Below are 17,762 nucleotides of genomic sequence, written 5' to 3'. Positions count from 1 at the left end.
TAAATTAATGAAATAATTGTCTGGCAGGAACATACGACAATTTCTCACCAGGAACCTTCCATTTAAAATCCAACTCAATTTCATTGGAACACTGGTAAAATCCCAAATTAACAGTATGCAATCCTTTACTTAACCACACCGAACCATGTTGTTTCATGGCCTTTTCCTTACGCCCATCACTTTCAAACAATTCTGTATTATCAATTTTCAATGCTCCACCATCATTCATTACCACTTCGAAATGATAGAGTCCTTCTTTTTCAATCTTAATGAAACCATTGAAATTCATTGCTATCCACTCATCTCTGTCAATACACGACAAGTTAAAGTTGGATACTACTTCCTTTTTAGTTGGATTATCCAAAGCAAAATCATAGATAGAGCGATAAATCCCCTCATAATATTGGCACGCTAATCCTCGTTCTAAGTTTTTTGATTTTTGACTCTCAGGACGATCACTTTTAGTAAATGCCACCTTAGAGATATAGCCGGGATTCAATCCTTTACCATAAGCTCTTGTCTTTATAACAGTTGATTCATTTATCTTAAATGGTTTGGTATATTTTAAGCTGTTTGGATCCGGATTTGAACCATCCAAAGTATAGTAAATTTCAGCATTAGGCGTTGAACAGTATAATTTAACCTCAGTTTGAGATAGAAACACCTGATCGCCACTTTCAACATAAACATTTCCTGTTATTTCTTGCTCAATATTTTTTGATGGTAAAGCAAAATTACCAGCTCTATCTCCTGTCTTAAATTCAACAACACCCCCATTAAGAATTGTAGCATGTGTAATCATACTCTCTACTCCCTCTTTTCCATTAATGGAGTAGGATACAGGATATATTCCATTATCCTTAAGAGTGGCACCATCCGTATCAATACGAAAATGATTACCATTATCCAGATGAAAATCAACACTCTTAAACAAAGGCAAACCCAAAACATAATCCGTTCTTCCCGGACAAACAGGAAACATGCCTGTCGAACTCATCACATACCAGGCCGACATCTGGCCACAATCCTCATTACCAGCAATACCGCCCGGAACCGGAGCATATTGAGTTGTTATTATCTGCCTTATTCGATCAGTTAATTTGGTATAATTGCCCACCCATGCATACATCCAGGCTATATGATGACTTGGCTCATTCCCATGAGCATAATTACCAATCAATCCTGACACATCTGAATTTTCGTGCAATTCTTCCACTATCTCTGTTTCAAATAAACTATCCAACCAATTTTCAAAAGCATCTGTTCCTCCTTTTAGCTGAATTAATCCATATACATCGTGAGGAACAAAGAAACTATACTGAAATGCATTTCCTTCGGTATAATGATAACCTACAGTTGTACGATCAAAATCACTCACCCAATTTCCATTATTTTCTCGGCCTCTCATAAATCCACTGGTTGGATCAAAACAGTTTTTATAGAAAAGCGAACGTCTTAAAAACTCATAATAAACCTCTTCGTTACCAATTGATTTGGCGAATTCAGCAATACACCAGTCATCGTAGGCATATTCAAGCGTTTTTGAAACAGCCTGACTACTTTTATTAGCCGTAACAAAACCTTTTTCACGATAGTCTTTCATGCCGCGCCAGTCCTTGTTGGCTGTTGCCAACATTAAATCCAAAGCCTTTTCATGATCAAAATCGCGTATACCTTTTTTGAATGCATCTGTTATAATTGAAACCGCATGATAACCAATCATACAGCGTGTATCATTACCTGCCAGTTCCCACATCGGATAGGTTTCAAACTGTTCTCCCTTATCTATGAGACTACAAATAAAATCTCTGGTTTCCTCAGGGTGAGTAATGGTTAATAATGGATGTAATGTTCTGAAAGTATCCCATAAAGAAAAAATGGTATAATGAGTATAGCCTTCCGCCTGATGTATCTGATCATCCATTCCCCTATAATTTCCATCAACATCGGAATAAACATTTGGTGAAACCAAACAATGATACCATGAGGTATAAAAGTTAGTCAGATCTTCTTTATTTTTTGCTTCCACATCAATCTTACCCAAATTTTCATTCCACAGTTCATGTGCCTGTTTACGAACTGCATTAAAGTCCCAACGATCAAGCTCTTTCTTCAGATTCTTAAAAGCTCCTTCTTCACTAACAGACGATAACGCTGTTTTAACCTGAATATCCCGGACACCTTCTGGAAAAGAAAAAACAGCCTGTACTCCACCTTTTCCATCAGTAATATTTTGAACCTCTATCCCATTCTGATAGAATTGCACCTTATTAAATGGAACGGAAAACTGAGTTGAAAAGAATACCTTTTGCCGGCCTGCCCAATCTTTTGAAAATCGATAACCTGATATACTACTTTGATCCTTAATATTAATTGCCGAATTGATTACTTCATCCCGATGTATGAGATCCAGTAATATTTTGGGTTGAGAATCTCCATTGAAACGATATCTCTGTAATCCAACACGTGTGGTTGCTGTTAACTCAACATCAACTTTATAATCATCAAGAATTACCTTATAATAGCCAGGTTCAGCCACTTCAGAGCCGTGTTGATAATATGAGCGATAACCGGCTCCCGGATTTTCTCTGGTTCCTGCATCAAGTGATATTTCTCCGGTATGCGGTAAAAAAAGTATATCACAATATTCAGGAACTCCAACTCCTGAAAGATGGGTATGACTAAAACCAACAATCGCACTGTCACTGTAATGATAACCCGCACAACCGTCCCAGCTATTGTCATTTCGCGTATCAGGACTCAGTTGAACCATACCAAAGGGAACTACTGCCCCAGGATAGGTATGACCATGGCCACCTGTTCCAATAAAAGGATTCACCAATTTAGTATAATCCTTCTCCTGACAGGACACCAGCATAATTATCAATACGACAAAAAGGACATATTTAATTTTCACCATTATATATTCAATAATCAGAAGGATCAGATTAAATCCAATCCCCTATAAATTAGCTCATTTAAAAAGTTCCGCAAAAATGATGTAATGAGGAACTTTATCATTCAATTTTAGAACAACTTTACCAAACAAGTGACGGAGGTATAGCCTCTTCTCCAATTCCAAAACCCTCTTCAGGCGTTGATGACATTTCAAAAACTAATTCTCCCCCACTCAATACCTCTTCAACAGAAATCCAGCTTCTTTTTAACTCCTCTCCATTTAAGGATACCTTTTTGACGTAGTAATTCTCTTCACCGTAATTTTCTGAAACGACCTTGAACTGCTTTCCATTAGATAGATTCATTGTCACTTCAGGTAATTCAGGACTTCCCAGTACATAATATCCCGATGAAGGTGCCACCGGATAAAAGCCCATGGCTGAAAAAATATACCAGGCCGACATCTGACCACAATCATCATTACCACATAACGAGTTGGGTTTATTACCATATTGTGTATTGATGATCTCACGAATCAATTTCTGACCTTTCCAGGGTTTACCAATATAATTGTAGAAATAGGTAATATGATGACTGGGTTCATTACCATGCCAGTATTGCCCAATTCTTCCTTGAATATCATCCGTCCCGTCATATTCTTCACCATGACTAACCGTGAATAACGAATCTAGTTTAGCTTCAAAAATATCAGCTCCGCCAAAACAATTGATTAACCCATTTACATCATGCGGAACGTACCATGAATACTGCCATGTCGTACCTTCAGTAAAGGCTCCTAAGTGTTGAAAATAAAACGGATCGAAAGGTTCCATCCAATTTCCCTGACTATCCTTCGGGCGCATCCAACCAATTTGCTTATCAAACAAATTCTTATAACCTAAACTACGTTTTGAGAATCTTTCATAGATTTTATCTTTACCCAAAGCTTTAGCTAAACGGGCAATACAATAATCATCATAAGCGTACTCAAGTGTTTTTGATACCGACTCATTTTCCAGATCATAAGGGACATATCCTAATTGCTCGTAATCTGTTACTGCATCATATTCTTTATGGGTTGCTGATTTCACGCAGGCTTCCAATGCCTTTTCCCAATCTACTCCCTGAATACCATTAAAATAGGCATCGGTGATAACCGGCACCGCATGATAACCAATCATACACCAGGTTTCGTTATTCCAAAATGACCAAATTGGCAACAAACTATCAACACTTTGATCGTAATGAGAAAGCATCGAATTGATCATATCCGCATTTCGTTCAGGTTGAACAAGACAAAACAAAGGATGTGTAGCTCTATAAGTATCCCACAACGAAAAAACAGTATAGTTATTAAATCCTTTTTGTTGATGAATGTTCTGATCTAATCCCCTATACTCATTATTGTAATCGCTATACTGAACCGGTGCCATAAATGCATGATACACGCCAGTATAAAAAGTCTCTTTTTGTACATCTGAGCCTTTCACATCGAACTTTGATAATTCTTTATTCCATAAATCTCTTGCAGCCAACCTGACCTTATCAAAATCCCAATCGAAAATCTCTTCATCCAGATTATTAATTGCATTATCAGTGCTAATGGCTGAGATACCAACTTTAACCTGAAGATGCTCATCTGAAGTCATATTAAAATATTCACTTACCACCTGAATATCCTTTCCTGAGGCTTCCTTACTACTTCTAAAACGATAGTTTTTATATGAATCGTAACGTACTTCTTTTTTGTCTGAGAATATGCGACAATCATCAAATGGCTTTGAAAAACGCGCAGCAAAATAAACATACCTTTCTTTTGCCCAGCCTTTTACCTGATGCATACCAACAATAGTCTGATCGTCCAGAACACGTACATTAGACCAAACAACATCCCACCGAAGAACATGACTTAAATCGATCAACACGCGTGCAGTATCCACTTCAGGATAAGTAAAGCGCATCATTCCTGCCCGATTCGTAGATGTCAACTCTGCTCTAATATTGTAATCGTCGAGAAGAACAGAATAATATCCAGGTGAGGCTTGTTCATTAGCATGACTAAACCCAGATAAATAACCTTTATTTTTTTTATCCTTACTACCTGAATGTAACTTTAAGTCACCTACAGTTGGCATAATCAGAATATCGCCCATGTCCGGAATCCCGGTGCCATGTAAATGCAACATCGAAAAGCCATAGATTGTACTATCTGAATATTCATATCCGGAAGCTGCTCCCCATTCCCACTTTTCGGTATCAGGACTAATCTGAACCATTCCAAACGGTACTTGCGCTCCGGGATAGGTATTTCCTTCCCCAAAAGTTCCCACCAATGGATTTACATATTGACTATAGTCTTCTGATGGACTACAATCATCTGGTTTGATATTTGTTTGACATGAGATAAGAGCAATATTCAAACATATACCAAAACCTTTTAACCACTTTTTCATCTACTAGTTTTTAATACATAATTCAATCATTACATTGTTTTACATATTATTCTATCTATAGATTTTATAAGATTTTTTTACCCGTCCCAAAAATGTATATTTTTTTTTACAGACACAACATAATTTTTAAATATTATTTGATTTAATTTGAATTTTTCATTTTTTGACGTATTCTTTGCATTAAAATTTATGTCTGATAATTCATTGGGTTTATGTGAAGGGATAATGAAAGAATCAGAAGATATGGAAAGTGTAAAAGAGGAACTTAATTTCTAGTTTGATCTAAAGTGCTCCTCCATACTGAATTGAAGTATATCAAGAAATTGAATGCTTTATTTTATAACAACCTGAATATCTGTAAATATGATCAGTTTTAATAAAATAAACGATTCCTTATACAACATTAGAGCTTTAATTCTATTGTTCATCTGCGGATTTATTGCAATTACAAAAAACACCAATGCCGAAGAACTAAAGCTATATAAAGCAGAAAATATAGATATTTCAAATAAGGCGATATTATGTCTGCATCAGGATGATAACGGATACCTTTGGATCGGAACTTACGATGGATTAAATCTTTACAACAGCAAAAACATATTCGTATATCGATTTGATTTACAAATTGAAAAATCACTCTGCAGTAATATAATCCACAAAATTACACCAGCAGAGAAGGACTATCTTTGGGTATCAACTTTTCTAGGATTAAATAAATTCTCCATCACAAACAAAGAAGTAACGGAATCTCATCCTGAATGTCCTGAAGCAAAACTCATCTGTAGCGATAACAAAGGTAATACATGTGTTATTTTAAAAGACAATCAAATACAATATTACACACCAGATACCAAACATTTTACACCTATTGAAATTGACAACATTATTAAAGATGATGTTAAAACCATTTATAGCACAAATAATAATCAGTTTGAACTTTTATTGAGCAACGGAGAAATTATACATATTGAATTAGACAGCAAAACAAAAAAAATAATAAGCAACACCACTCAAACGTTACATAAATACCCTGTTACTTATGCTACTATCGCAGCTAATACTCTCTATTGGATAGACTCCAATGGATGGATTTACAAAAAAATAATTGAAACTGATCAAACTGTTTTTATTTCTGATATCAGTTCTTTAATTGAGAAATACGGTAAAATCTCTCAGATAACTCCTTTTCAAAATGATATCTACATAGCTTTTATTAGTAATGGTGTACTAAGATTGGAAAGAAATAATCAGTATAAAGCAAAAGAGGTTAATATGAACATTGGCGTTTTTTCTCTCTTGAGTGATATACGTCAGAATATTTTATGGATTGGAACCGACGGACAAGGAGTTCAAATGTATTACGACAAACCTGAAAACTTTCAAGATATTACACTCAATCAGCTTCCTTTTAATTTGCAAAAACCAATCAGAACCATTTACACTGAAAACAATGACATGTGGATTGGAACCAAAGGAGAAGGAGTTGTATTTATAAGCGATTACAACGAATCAAGCGATAACCAGATTCTGAGCCAACAGGTGAAATCATATACAACAAGCAATGGACTTTCCAGTAACCTGGTATTTTCAATATCAAAAAGTATTTACAGAGATATTTTATGGATAGGAACCGAAGGCCCAGGGCTTTCGTATTACTCATTCGACAAAAAAAGAGTAATTACACCAAAAAACGATGCCAACTTTGAAATACAAAAGGTTCACTCCATTTGCGAAACAGACGATCAAACATTATGGGCTGCCACAGCAGGTGTTGGGCTGCAAAAAATACAATATCACAATGCGAATAATGAGCTCGTTATAGACTCTGTTAAGAATTTCTCTTTCAACAAAAATGGAAGAGTTTGCAATGAATTTCACGCCATTAAATACATTGGCAATTCAACTTTGTTAATAGGAAGTAGAGGAGGCTATGGCCTGATTAAATTCAACATTAACACATCAGAATACAGCTTTATTCCTATGAATAGTGCAGATTATTCAGCAATTGGTGATGTTCTGTCCGTTTATCAAAGTAAAGATTCGATCTTCTATATTGGAGCCAGTTCCGGCTTAACGAAAATGCAATTGCTTCCCAATAATCAAACCCGTCTTATCAAGCAGTTTGATCGCAAGGACGGACTGGTAAACGATATGATTCATGGCATATTGGAAGACACAGATGGTTGCATCTGGTTAAGTACCAACAAAGGGTTAACCAAATATAATCCACGCAATGATTATTTCCATAATTATGTGCAGGATCTGAAAGTTACAGAGTTTTCTGACGATGCTTACTTTCAGGATCCGGATTCAAAAAAGCTATTTTTCGGCGGAATAAACGGATTAGTTTGGATTGATCCTCACGATTTCAACCACATCAACACCTCCACCAACCTAACTTTCTTCGACCTTAAATTTTCGGGTGAAAAAGTGAGATGGACAGACCATTTTGATTCTGAATCGAATGAAATCACAATACCGTCATCAGTTAATGCATTTTCTGTTTCATTCGTCACTGTAGACAATTACAGTGCTGACAACTACGAATATTCATTTATGATGGAAGGTTTTGATACAGCCTGGATCAATCTGCAAAAAAACAATGAAGTTCAATTTGGAAGATTGCCTGCAGGAGAATACAAGCTCCATATTAAATACAATAATGATGTATTTAACTCCGAATTCAACGAAAGTTCTATTCTAATTAAAATACTGCCCCCATGGTATCTTACTAAATACATGAAGGTGAGCTACACCCTTCTGGGCATACTGATAATAATTTTATTTCTCAAGTACCTAAATGCAAGATCCAGCAAAAAGCAAAGAGCTCTGACTCAAAAAATTGAAGAAGAACAACGTGAGAAGTTACTGGAATCAAAACTTAACTTCTTCACCAATATCACGCATGAATTATGTACACCACTAACTCTAATCAATGGTTTAACAGATCAAATTGATACACATTCCGATAAAAATCAAAGCCTTAGAAAACTAACATCAGTACTTAAAAGTAACGTAACCAATCTGAATGATTTAATACAAGAGATACTTGACTTTAGAAGAATCGAAGATACCGGTTTTGACATGCACCACATTACATCGGTTTGTATTAGTGATTTAATAAAAGATGTATCCGAATTATTTACACAGCAGGTCAAAGACAACAATATTAGATTCAAAGTCATTTATCCCGATTCACTATATTGGCATACTGATTCTGCTTTTTTAAAGAAGATACTAAACAATCTAATTTCCAATGCATTTAAATATTCCGAAAACGGTGCAACCATTGAGGTGGAAGCTACAGTTAAAGACGAACAATTACTATTAAGAGTTTACAATACAGGTATTGGAATTGAGGAATCGCAAATTCCTAAGTTGTTTAACCGATTCAAGATTCTAAATGACTCTAATCAACAAACTAACATTTCGACTGCCTCACGCAACGGACTGGGCTTATCAATTTGCAAAAGTCTCGTTACCTCTTTAAAAGGTACCATTGATGTAAAAAGTAAGGTTGGAGAATATGCCGAATTCACTATTTTATTACCAAATCAAACAGATCAAAACACTGAAACTGACATACAATCAGAAACGGATCAATTAAACAAAAACCTCTTATTAACAAGCAATAACACACAACAGACCATTCTATTGGTTGATGACAACAAAGACATTACCTGGTTAATAAGCCGGAATTTATCAGAAGAATATAATATTCTTGAGGCCAGCAGTGCTATTCAGGCTTTACAAATAATCAAGGAAAAAACACCTGATTTAATTATAACAGACATTGTAATGCCCGGAATTTCGGGCCTTGACTTTGTAAAAGAAATTAAGAGTGGCAATTACACCAAACACATACCTGTAATTATTGTATCTGCGAAGATTACCAACAACGAACAATCTGAAGGATATGACATTGGTGCAGATGCCTACCTCACTAAACCTTTCTCACCTCAACTTTTGGTTTCAATCGTTAATCGATTACTCAAGAATAAAATGGAACTCAGAGAGTATTATAAATCTTCGAAAAGCACTTATGAAGTAACGGATGGAAAACTGATACACTCTGAGGATCAAGCCATTTTAAAGAAGGTGATTACAATTATTAATGAGAACATTGAAAGTGAAGACTTGAAACCCGGATTTATTGCCGATAAATTAAATATGAATGTTAGAAGTTTCTATCGTTATTTTAAAAATGTTTCAACTCTTTCTCCAAGTGATTTTATAAAAGACTTCAGATTAAAGCATGCAGCAAAATTATTACTGACCACAAAGCTATCTGTTCAGGAAGTCATTTACAAAACAGGTTTTTCAAACAAGTCATATTTCTATCGCGAGTTCAATAAAAAGTTTAACATGACACCAAAAGAATATAGACAAAAAGAACAAATGAGCGAATTGGAATAAAATTCTCCGGGATACAATTAAACCATATTTTCACTAATCAACCTATCTTTTTCTTGATTAACAAGCTCACGGCTTGCCAAAACATTGTTATTTTCTGCCATAGACAAGTATTGACACTAATTTGACACACACAGCAAAACAATATTTTGCTATCCATTTTATACTTGCAAAAGAATTCTATTTGTAAGAAAGAAACTATTTAAAACCTATGGCACTAAGAGTCTTATTTTTCCTGATACTAGCTCAATTAACCTATGCGTGCAAGGAAGAGATGATTAATTTACCTGCTCTTTATGACCAAAATCCGGAAACAGCGGCTATTGGTAAAACAGGGAGCAACGAACTTATCATACTATCTCCTTTGCAGAAAAAACCTTTAAGTTACCATATCTATTCATCAGGTAGTGACCCAAAGCACGATCCATATAAATGGACTCTTAAAGGCAGCAATAATGGCATCGATTGGACAGTAATAGATGAAAGAGCACACCAATATTTTTGCGCCCGATATCAGGAAAGATCCTATACTATACAAAATCCCAAAAGATTTGATCAATACCTAATAATCGCAGAAACTCAAAACAGAGATACGCTGAAGATTGGTGATATAGAGCTTTTTTCGGGCAACACAGTGGAGTTATGGAAAGATTTCGCTTATCCTGCAATTCAATTTGAGAACAAAGCTCAAAACACACTGGGTAGTCAACAATACGAAGAATTGGTTCAAAATCCCGATAACTTCATTCGTTACCATGCTCAAAAAGTAGCAGAAATACTCTTTTATACCGATAAAGATACAATGAACGATATCCAAAAAATAGCCTATCAATTAAGTGACTATAATGGAATATCAGCAAAAAGTGGTCAACCACCAGTAGTATCAATTGTATTTAGCACTCAACACATTGAGAAATCAGCTAATGAATCGTTATTTAAACTAAACTATGAAACCAGAGGGGTTCTTTTTCATGAACTAACACATGCTTATCAATTTGAACCCAGTGGAATAGGCAGTTACTCAACCAACAAAACATTTTGGGCCTGTATCGAAGGACTTGCTGATGCTGTCCGTGCCGAAGCAGGCTTTTTTGATATTAATAAACTTAGAAAACCAGGTGGACATTGGTTAGACGGTTATCAAACCACCGGTTTTTTTCTTCAATGGTTAACCACGAAGGATCCGGATGCAATTAAAAAGTTTCATTTAACTGTGAGAGACTTACCTATTTGGAGTTTTGACATGGCTATGAAACAAGTTTTCGGACCTGACTCTGGCATTGAAGTTTTATGGAATGAATATCAAAACTTTTTAAATAAGAACTAAGAAATTAAAATTTACCAATCTTAACCCTTTGTTTTTTATATTATTCTAATCTGGATTTTTTTAGACCTACCGGACTGCTTTTAAAGTAGTCCGGTTCCCTTAAATCATCAAAATGAAAACATTGAAAATCTTTACCTCCATAGTTATTGTACTTCTGTTCATTCAATGTCAATGTAGCAAAGAGAGTTCATTAACAGTGGCCACATTTAACATCCGTTACAAAAACCAATCCGATTCAATAAATGGGAATGGATGGTTCCAAAGAGCGCCTGTTATTTGTGACATGATTCATTACAATGATTTTGATGTATTTGGCGCACAGGAAGTACTGCATACTCAACTAAACGATATGCTTGACAGACTGCCTGAGTATTCATTTGTTGGTGTAGGTAGAGATGACGGTAAAACAGCTGGAGAATACGCCCCAATCTTTTACAAGAGAAGCAAGCTAACACTTATAAATTCTGGACATTTTTGGTTGTCAGAAGTAACAGATAAACCTAACAGAGGATGGGACGCTGCACTTCCCAGAATATGCACATGGGCACAATTCATCATTACAGATAGCAACCAAGATTTTTGGTGTTTCAATCTTCATATGGATCATATTGGAGTGGAAGCCCGAAAGGAAAGCGCCAAGCTGGTACTTAAAAAAATTGAAGAAATGTGTGGCAAAGAGTCTGTTATTCTTACCGGTGATTTTAATGTTGATCAATCAAGTGCTAACTATGCTATTTTAGCAAATTCTTCCATACTAAATGATGCTTACGAAATAAGTAAAACCAGATTAGCACTTAATGGTACATTTAACAATTTCAACCCTAACTTAAAAACAGACAGTCGAATTGACCACATCTTTGTAAGCTCTGACATATCTGTTAATCAGTATGGTATTTTAACTGACACTTATAGAAGTGAAATTCCTGGTTATAAAATGGTAACAACACCTAATTCACCTCAGGAAATAAAAATGAAAGAATATATTGCCTGCACTCCTTCCGATCACTTTCCGGTTCGGGCTGTAATTACTATAAAATAACTTTAGGCTGAAGGACACTTTTTAATACTAGTAAAACTGAGAGATTTTACCTTTTTATTTCCTTCAGCCTATTATTTAATATTATTTATTTTATTTATTACAGTTTTAGATAATAAAGACTCTATTATCATTCCATTCTATTATATATAATTTTTATTTTATGTAATTTTTAGTTCTGTATACAAACTATCTAATTATTTATTTTGTTTTATTATATACGCTAAGACATTGTCTTTTTCTAGCCACAATGCAAAAGTGAATCTGATGCAATTTGTTTGTCAATTGTATGATCCTTCTTTAAAGAATACACTATACATCAATTCAGCCGTACAAAAAATGAGATCCCTATATACAATAATTGGGAAGAGATTCATATCTCTTCCCAATTGTTACTCGAATTGGTATTAATCTAACAGGGAATCATTCATATTTGAAATCATCAGTCAATGCCTGTAAACATTCGACATCTGATTGCTGATTGGCTACTGTTATTGCCATAATCTTAATTCGATCATTATCCGGCAACACTAGTTTTTTAGCTCCAACTGGTATATCCAGTTCATATTTGTACATATAGCTATACTGGTAAGCCTCATTTTCTGAAGGATAAGCCTTATGTCTGTGAGAAGCAAACCATGCTATGTTACTATCTTTATAATAAGCATCTTCAAGATTAGTTACAGTCACATTATCTTTTGCAAAAACACGGTTATAATACTGACCAACATATCCGGTCCATCCCTGAATATCAAGTGTATGAGCGGTTCCATCCACTTTAAAACTGCCAGTTTGATCATTAACTGCACAAGCAAGCACATAGATTTTATTATACTTACCTTTGGGTAAGAGAATCTCTTGGTTGTTACAAGTCATTGCATTCATCTCAAGATCAGACTTACTTCCCATTTGAAATTCAATTCCTTCACTCACAATTTTATCAGGAACCAATTCAGCAGGATAACTTCTTCTCCACGCAAGATTTCCATCATGTCTGTTGGTATCAAAACTCATTACATCAGTATTGTAAGGTATTGAAACAGAAACCTGATCAATATGCGACAGTTGCTGTGGTGTTGCAAGTTTTACGGCAAAACTTCGAATGGTATTATGAGACAAATCAAAAGTCAGCTGATTGGAAGAAAAATCTGCTTCTCCTATCTTATTTTCTTGACCATCGACTTCAAAAGCATCAACAAGTTTCCATGGGAAAGTCAATTGTCCCTTTTTCAAATCACTTCCGCAAAGCTCATTTACCCGAACAATATAATAATCTCCTCCTTCTTGTTTCTTAAGAGCCATCACTCCTATTTCGTCTTTATTGGCAGAGATTAAAGAAAAATCTTTACCAACAGTCCCTTTGTGGGCATCCACCTCAAAAGCTAATAAAGGCTCGTTAAAGTATTTACCCTGCCAGTCAGAACCCGCTTTTTCCCAGCTACCTTCGTGACCATAAATTCCATACTTAAATTCGTGCATACCCCAGTCCTGAGAGTTCTGCAGTGGATACCACGAGTGTGTCTTTGGAGTAAATAAAAGAGTTAATCGCAATGTATTATCAGAGGGTTTATCTGAACCGTATTTACAATCTTCCAGAATAGTAACTCCATAGTCACCTTTTTCATTAGTAAGGTCAAACCATTGCTTTGAAGGAACCTCAAATTTATTACTGGTATTATTTCCTCTTTTAATTGTTCCTACACCAATGTTATACGTTGCATTTTCATTAGAAACAGTTAATGGGAATGCGGCTTTTAAACTAACGCCACTTGAATGCCAGTTAACTCTGTTAAAAACTTCAACAACTTTTCCGGCTTCTCCGGCAGACAGGCGGATATATTGTTTAATGGTTGAATTTCTACCTTCGCGACTCACCTCAATTGACACACGCACAGGTCCATTTTCAACAATTTTGATTTCCGGAGCCTCAGCCATAAAACCAATAGGAGGATTCTTTCTATCGTTCCAGTCCATATTCCATGCTGGCCATTGGTCCGGCTCTTCATACAAAAATTCAAGACGGGCAGGTTCTTTAAGTAATTCCTTTCCAACCTTCTTATCAAAAACACTTAGAATGTCACCATTGGCAGCCAGAGTAACTTTATAAAATTCATTTTCAAGCGAAGTATCAGAAATACTCAATGATGAAGAAACAGATTGTTGTTTATCAGACTCCCTGATATCATACACAGCCATTCCCATTGAAGGAACATTAGCAACAAAAAGTAATTCTGCCTCTTTGTCTCCAGCCTTTACAATTTGAGAAGGAACCTGAGTTCCATCCGGTGAGAAAACAATTATATCTGCCGGCATTTTACTATACTGTAGTTTTACTGAAACAACACCCTGACGTTGGTGAGAAACCGGATTGTAAACCACAACCGAACGACCTTTACCTCTGGTATCCAACAATTCACTAACAGCTCCAACAGAACTTTTTAGAACATTAGTAAATCCATTTGCAGCGATAAATTCATCATTCCAGGCATACTCGTATGCTTTTGGAATTGATGTACCTGGCAGAATATCATGAAACTGACTACCTAGAACCAAATCCCATGAATTGTTTATCTTTTCATAAGGATAATCAATTGCACCAAGCATATCTGCATAACTGGCAACTTGTTCTGCCCCTTTGGCAAGCAATTCATTTTTACGGTTCATCTTCTTCATATATGCTTGCGAAGTAAGTGAACCTGCACTATGCTCAATCAACATTAAATCACCTTTATACACAGGCAACTTAGCTCTTAATTCAGGGGTTACATCTTTGTACATCTGATCTGATGAAGTAGCAATAACCTTTATATCACTGGTGTTATCAGCCAGCACATCTTCCAGGTTTCTAACATCGTTTTCGCGGGGAGCACCACCTTCATCTCCTACACCATAGTAACGGTAATCGAATAATATTCCATAATCATTCTCTACCTTATTTAACCTGTTAACCCAGTACTCCTGATTGTTAAACTGAGGTTTAATATCAGCAGTATAACTTGTTGCATTTAAAGCTGCAATAATTCCTTTATCATCAGGCCCGTTCCAAACACCAACATTAAAAGGAACGCCAACTGCTGAATGCCAGGTCAGTTTTTGAGTTGAAAAACCCAATAGACCGCAATGATTCCAGATTGAGGGTAGATTAGCTAAAAAGCCAAAGCAGTCTGGTAACATATAATCAGCACTTACTACACCAAACTCATCTTTAAAATACTGATTACCATACAGAACCTGCCTTATCAATGATTCCGAGGAAGATACATTCACCTCACCTTCATCCACTGATGAACCAGACACATACCATCTACCTTTAGAAATATAGTATTTGACTCTTTCATATAATTCAGGATAATACTCCTTCATCATTCTGTAACGACGTGATCCGGTAAAATTGAACACATAATCAGGATACTTTTCAAAAAGATAAAAGTTCTCCGTCATTGTATTTCTAATACAGGTATTGATTGTTGTAGGGTAATCCCAGTTCCATTCTGTATCCAAATGGCTATAACCGATGGTATACAGTACCTTTTCCTTTGAAATGTCGTAGTCTTTAATCCTTTCCTTTGGTTGAGCCAGCAGCATCAACGGACAAAAAACAGCAATAATAAACCACTTAAATTTTAAATTCATTTAAACCAATTTAGTTCCTATTCAGGCATTAATAACAGTACACAGTTTTCTCTATTCCTGTTTTGAAAAATAAGAGTAAGCCATCAAGGGGGAATATGGCTTACTCTTTCATTGTACAAATATCGGCTTAACCGAATTTGTACCACATCATGTTGATTTATCTATATCAGATACAACTAAAGGATAAGAAACACTTACTTTAAGTTAATGTATCTGTTTAAAGTAATTAGAGTTAAAATATCGAACAGCTCAATAAAATATTAATGATTCAGATTCGACAACTCTTTAGCTCTTTTAGAAGAAGCTGTCCATTCAAAGACAGCTTCTTTTATATTAATTCATTCAATAACTATAGTTTAGTTCCATCCGGTATTTTGATCTTTCAATGCAGGGTTAGCTTGCATCTCGCTCAATGGGATAGGCCATAGTAAAGCATAATCAGGAATAACACCAACTTTTGTGTTATCACCATCAGGCTTATTCTGAATTGTTGCAGTAGATAATGATACCCACTCTAAAGTACCAGATTGAAGACCATCAGCCTGTGGATAAAGGCGTGTTCTACGAATATCATCCCAGATTTTAAATTCTAATGGGAACTCATGCAAACGTTCGGTTAATATCGATTTAATCAATGCATCTCCAGTAGCTGTTTCATCGCCTAAACCAGCACGATTACGAACCTGGTTCAAATAGCCTCTTGCTTCAACTTCTGATCCGGCACCCTGACGTGCAAGACCTTCTGCTGCAATAAGCAATACCTCAGCATAACGAATCATCGGCATATTATAATCACCATTGGAACCGCTTGTTAAGCTTTGTTCATCAAACCACGCCCAGTTACCAACATTGTTTAATGTATGTGAAACACCTGTAGCATCAGTATATTCACGGAAGAAAAATTGTTTCTCCATGCCACGAATATCACTTGCAGCATAACTATTAAGCAACATATCGCAAGGTAAATAAGCATTGTATAAAACATCACCACCTGGACGGAAAATAGTATTACCATTCGCATCTGTCCATTGAAAAGCATCTGTTCCAATAGATCTAACAGCATAAGAGTTACCAATATTATAGCTGGTTTGATTGTACTCCTTTGCATAAATTATCTCATTCGACGACTTCGTTGTTTTGATAATGTTAAATGCTGAGTTAAGATCATTGGTAGTTCCATCTGGGTGGATTAAAGCATGTTTTCCGCCAGAAATAACTTTTTTAGCCATATCAGCAGCTTTCGCATAAATAGCATTACCTCCATTTACAGGCGCACCTGCCCATTGCAGATATACCTGAGCCAATAAGGCTTGTGCCATAGGTTTGGTTACATAGCAACCATTATCGTAAAAGGCTTTATCAGGCAAAGCACTGCCCTCTACAATATCAAGTAAATCTTGCTCGATATTCGCGTAAATTTGTGCAGCCGACGTACGCTCAATATATATACCATCAGTTGAAGTATATGGTTCTGAAATATAAGGAACATCACCAAAATCTTTTACTAAAGAGAAATAAGCCAATGCCCTAAAGAATTTTCCCTGAGCAACATAATTAGTTATAGTTGCCTCATCTAACACACCTGACATTGCCGGCACATTGGCAATTACAAAATTAGCTCTGGAAATGCCAATATAATATTCACTCCACAACTTACGAGCAGTAGAATTGAATGATTCAATATTAAATGTTGCATTCTCAGAAGCATTGGTAAACGTTCTGTCTTTACGCTTATCAACATATAATCCAGACATTACACCACCCCACATAGTTGCTTTGGGAGTCCAGCCTCCATCAACATCGATGTTGTGAAGATATGGTACACCTCCAAAATAAAGTCCGTTAACAGCCGATTGTGCATCGGCTTCGGTTTTCCAAAACTGACTGGACACTTTTAAGTCCAATGGTTTCTCTTCCAAAAAATCGTCACATGAACTCATCAATAATGAGCCTGTTAACAAGCAAAAGAGACCTATATATTTTATATTTAATTTCATACGAA

7 protein-coding genes are annotated in these 17,762 nt (G+C 35.7%); 3 read left to right on the top strand and 4 right to left on the bottom strand.

Annotation, left to right across the window (positions count from 1 at the left end):
* Window positions 1–4 precede the first annotated feature (4 nt).
* Both ACRD62_RS06530 and ACRD62_RS06525 read right to left on the bottom strand, forming a co-directional pair.
* On the bottom strand, window positions 5–2,920 hold the full coding sequence (locus ACRD62_RS06530; protein ID WP_430819327.1) for a GH92 family glycosyl hydrolase: 2,916 nt from the start codon (window positions 2,918–2,920) through the stop codon (window positions 5–7).
* 118 nt (window positions 2,921–3,038) lie between these two features.
* On the bottom strand, window positions 3,039–5,351 hold the full coding sequence (locus ACRD62_RS06525; RefSeq protein ID WP_430819326.1) for a GH92 family glycosyl hydrolase: 2,313 nt from the start codon (window positions 5,349–5,351) through the stop codon (window positions 3,039–3,041).
* Between the two features lie 363 nt (window positions 5,352–5,714).
* Here ACRD62_RS06525 and ACRD62_RS06520 point away from each other — a divergent pair, with 363 nt between their 5' ends.
* The 3 genes from ACRD62_RS06520 to ACRD62_RS06510 all read left to right on the top strand — a co-directional run bounded on the left by ACRD62_RS06520 (window position 5,715) and on the right by ACRD62_RS06510 (window position 12,130).
* Complete coding sequence (locus ACRD62_RS06520) at window positions 5,715–9,767, top strand: hybrid sensor histidine kinase/response regulator transcription factor (protein ID WP_430819325.1); 4,053 nt, start codon at window positions 5,715–5,717, stop codon at window positions 9,765–9,767.
* Window positions 9,768–9,975: 208 nt separating this feature from the next.
* Window positions 9,976–11,091, top strand: a complete 1,116-nt coding sequence (locus tag ACRD62_RS06515; protein WP_430819324.1) for a basic secretory protein-like protein — start codon at window positions 9,976–9,978, stop codon at window positions 11,089–11,091.
* Window positions 11,092–11,203: 112 nt separating this feature from the next.
* On the top strand, window positions 11,204–12,130 hold the full coding sequence (locus tag ACRD62_RS06510; RefSeq protein ID WP_430819323.1) for an endonuclease/exonuclease/phosphatase family protein: 927 nt from the start codon (window positions 11,204–11,206) through the stop codon (window positions 12,128–12,130).
* Window positions 12,131–12,550: 420 nt separating this feature from the next.
* Here the strand turns inward: ACRD62_RS06510 and ACRD62_RS06505 are convergent, their stop codons facing one another.
* Both ACRD62_RS06505 and ACRD62_RS06500 read right to left on the bottom strand, forming a co-directional pair.
* On the bottom strand, window positions 12,551–15,760 hold the full coding sequence (locus ACRD62_RS06505; protein ID WP_430819322.1) for an alpha-mannosidase: 3,210 nt from the start codon (window positions 15,758–15,760) through the stop codon (window positions 12,551–12,553).
* A gap of 356 nt (window positions 15,761–16,116) precedes the next feature.
* The gene (locus ACRD62_RS06500; protein ID WP_430819321.1) at window positions 16,117–17,757 is read right to left on the bottom strand and encodes a RagB/SusD family nutrient uptake outer membrane protein; all 1,641 of its coding nucleotides are present in this window, start codon (window positions 17,755–17,757) and stop codon (window positions 16,117–16,119) included.
* Between the last annotated feature and the right edge of the window lie 5 nt (window positions 17,758–17,762).

The sequence above is a fragment of the Carboxylicivirga caseinilyticus genome (genome assembly GCF_050589785.1).
In the GTDB taxonomy this organism is placed as follows: Bacteria; Bacteroidota; Bacteroidia; order Bacteroidales; family Marinilabiliaceae; genus Carboxylicivirga; species Carboxylicivirga caseinilyticus.
Note: the sequence above shows the minus strand (reverse complement) of the source record. Positions and strands in the feature narration are given on the sequence as shown.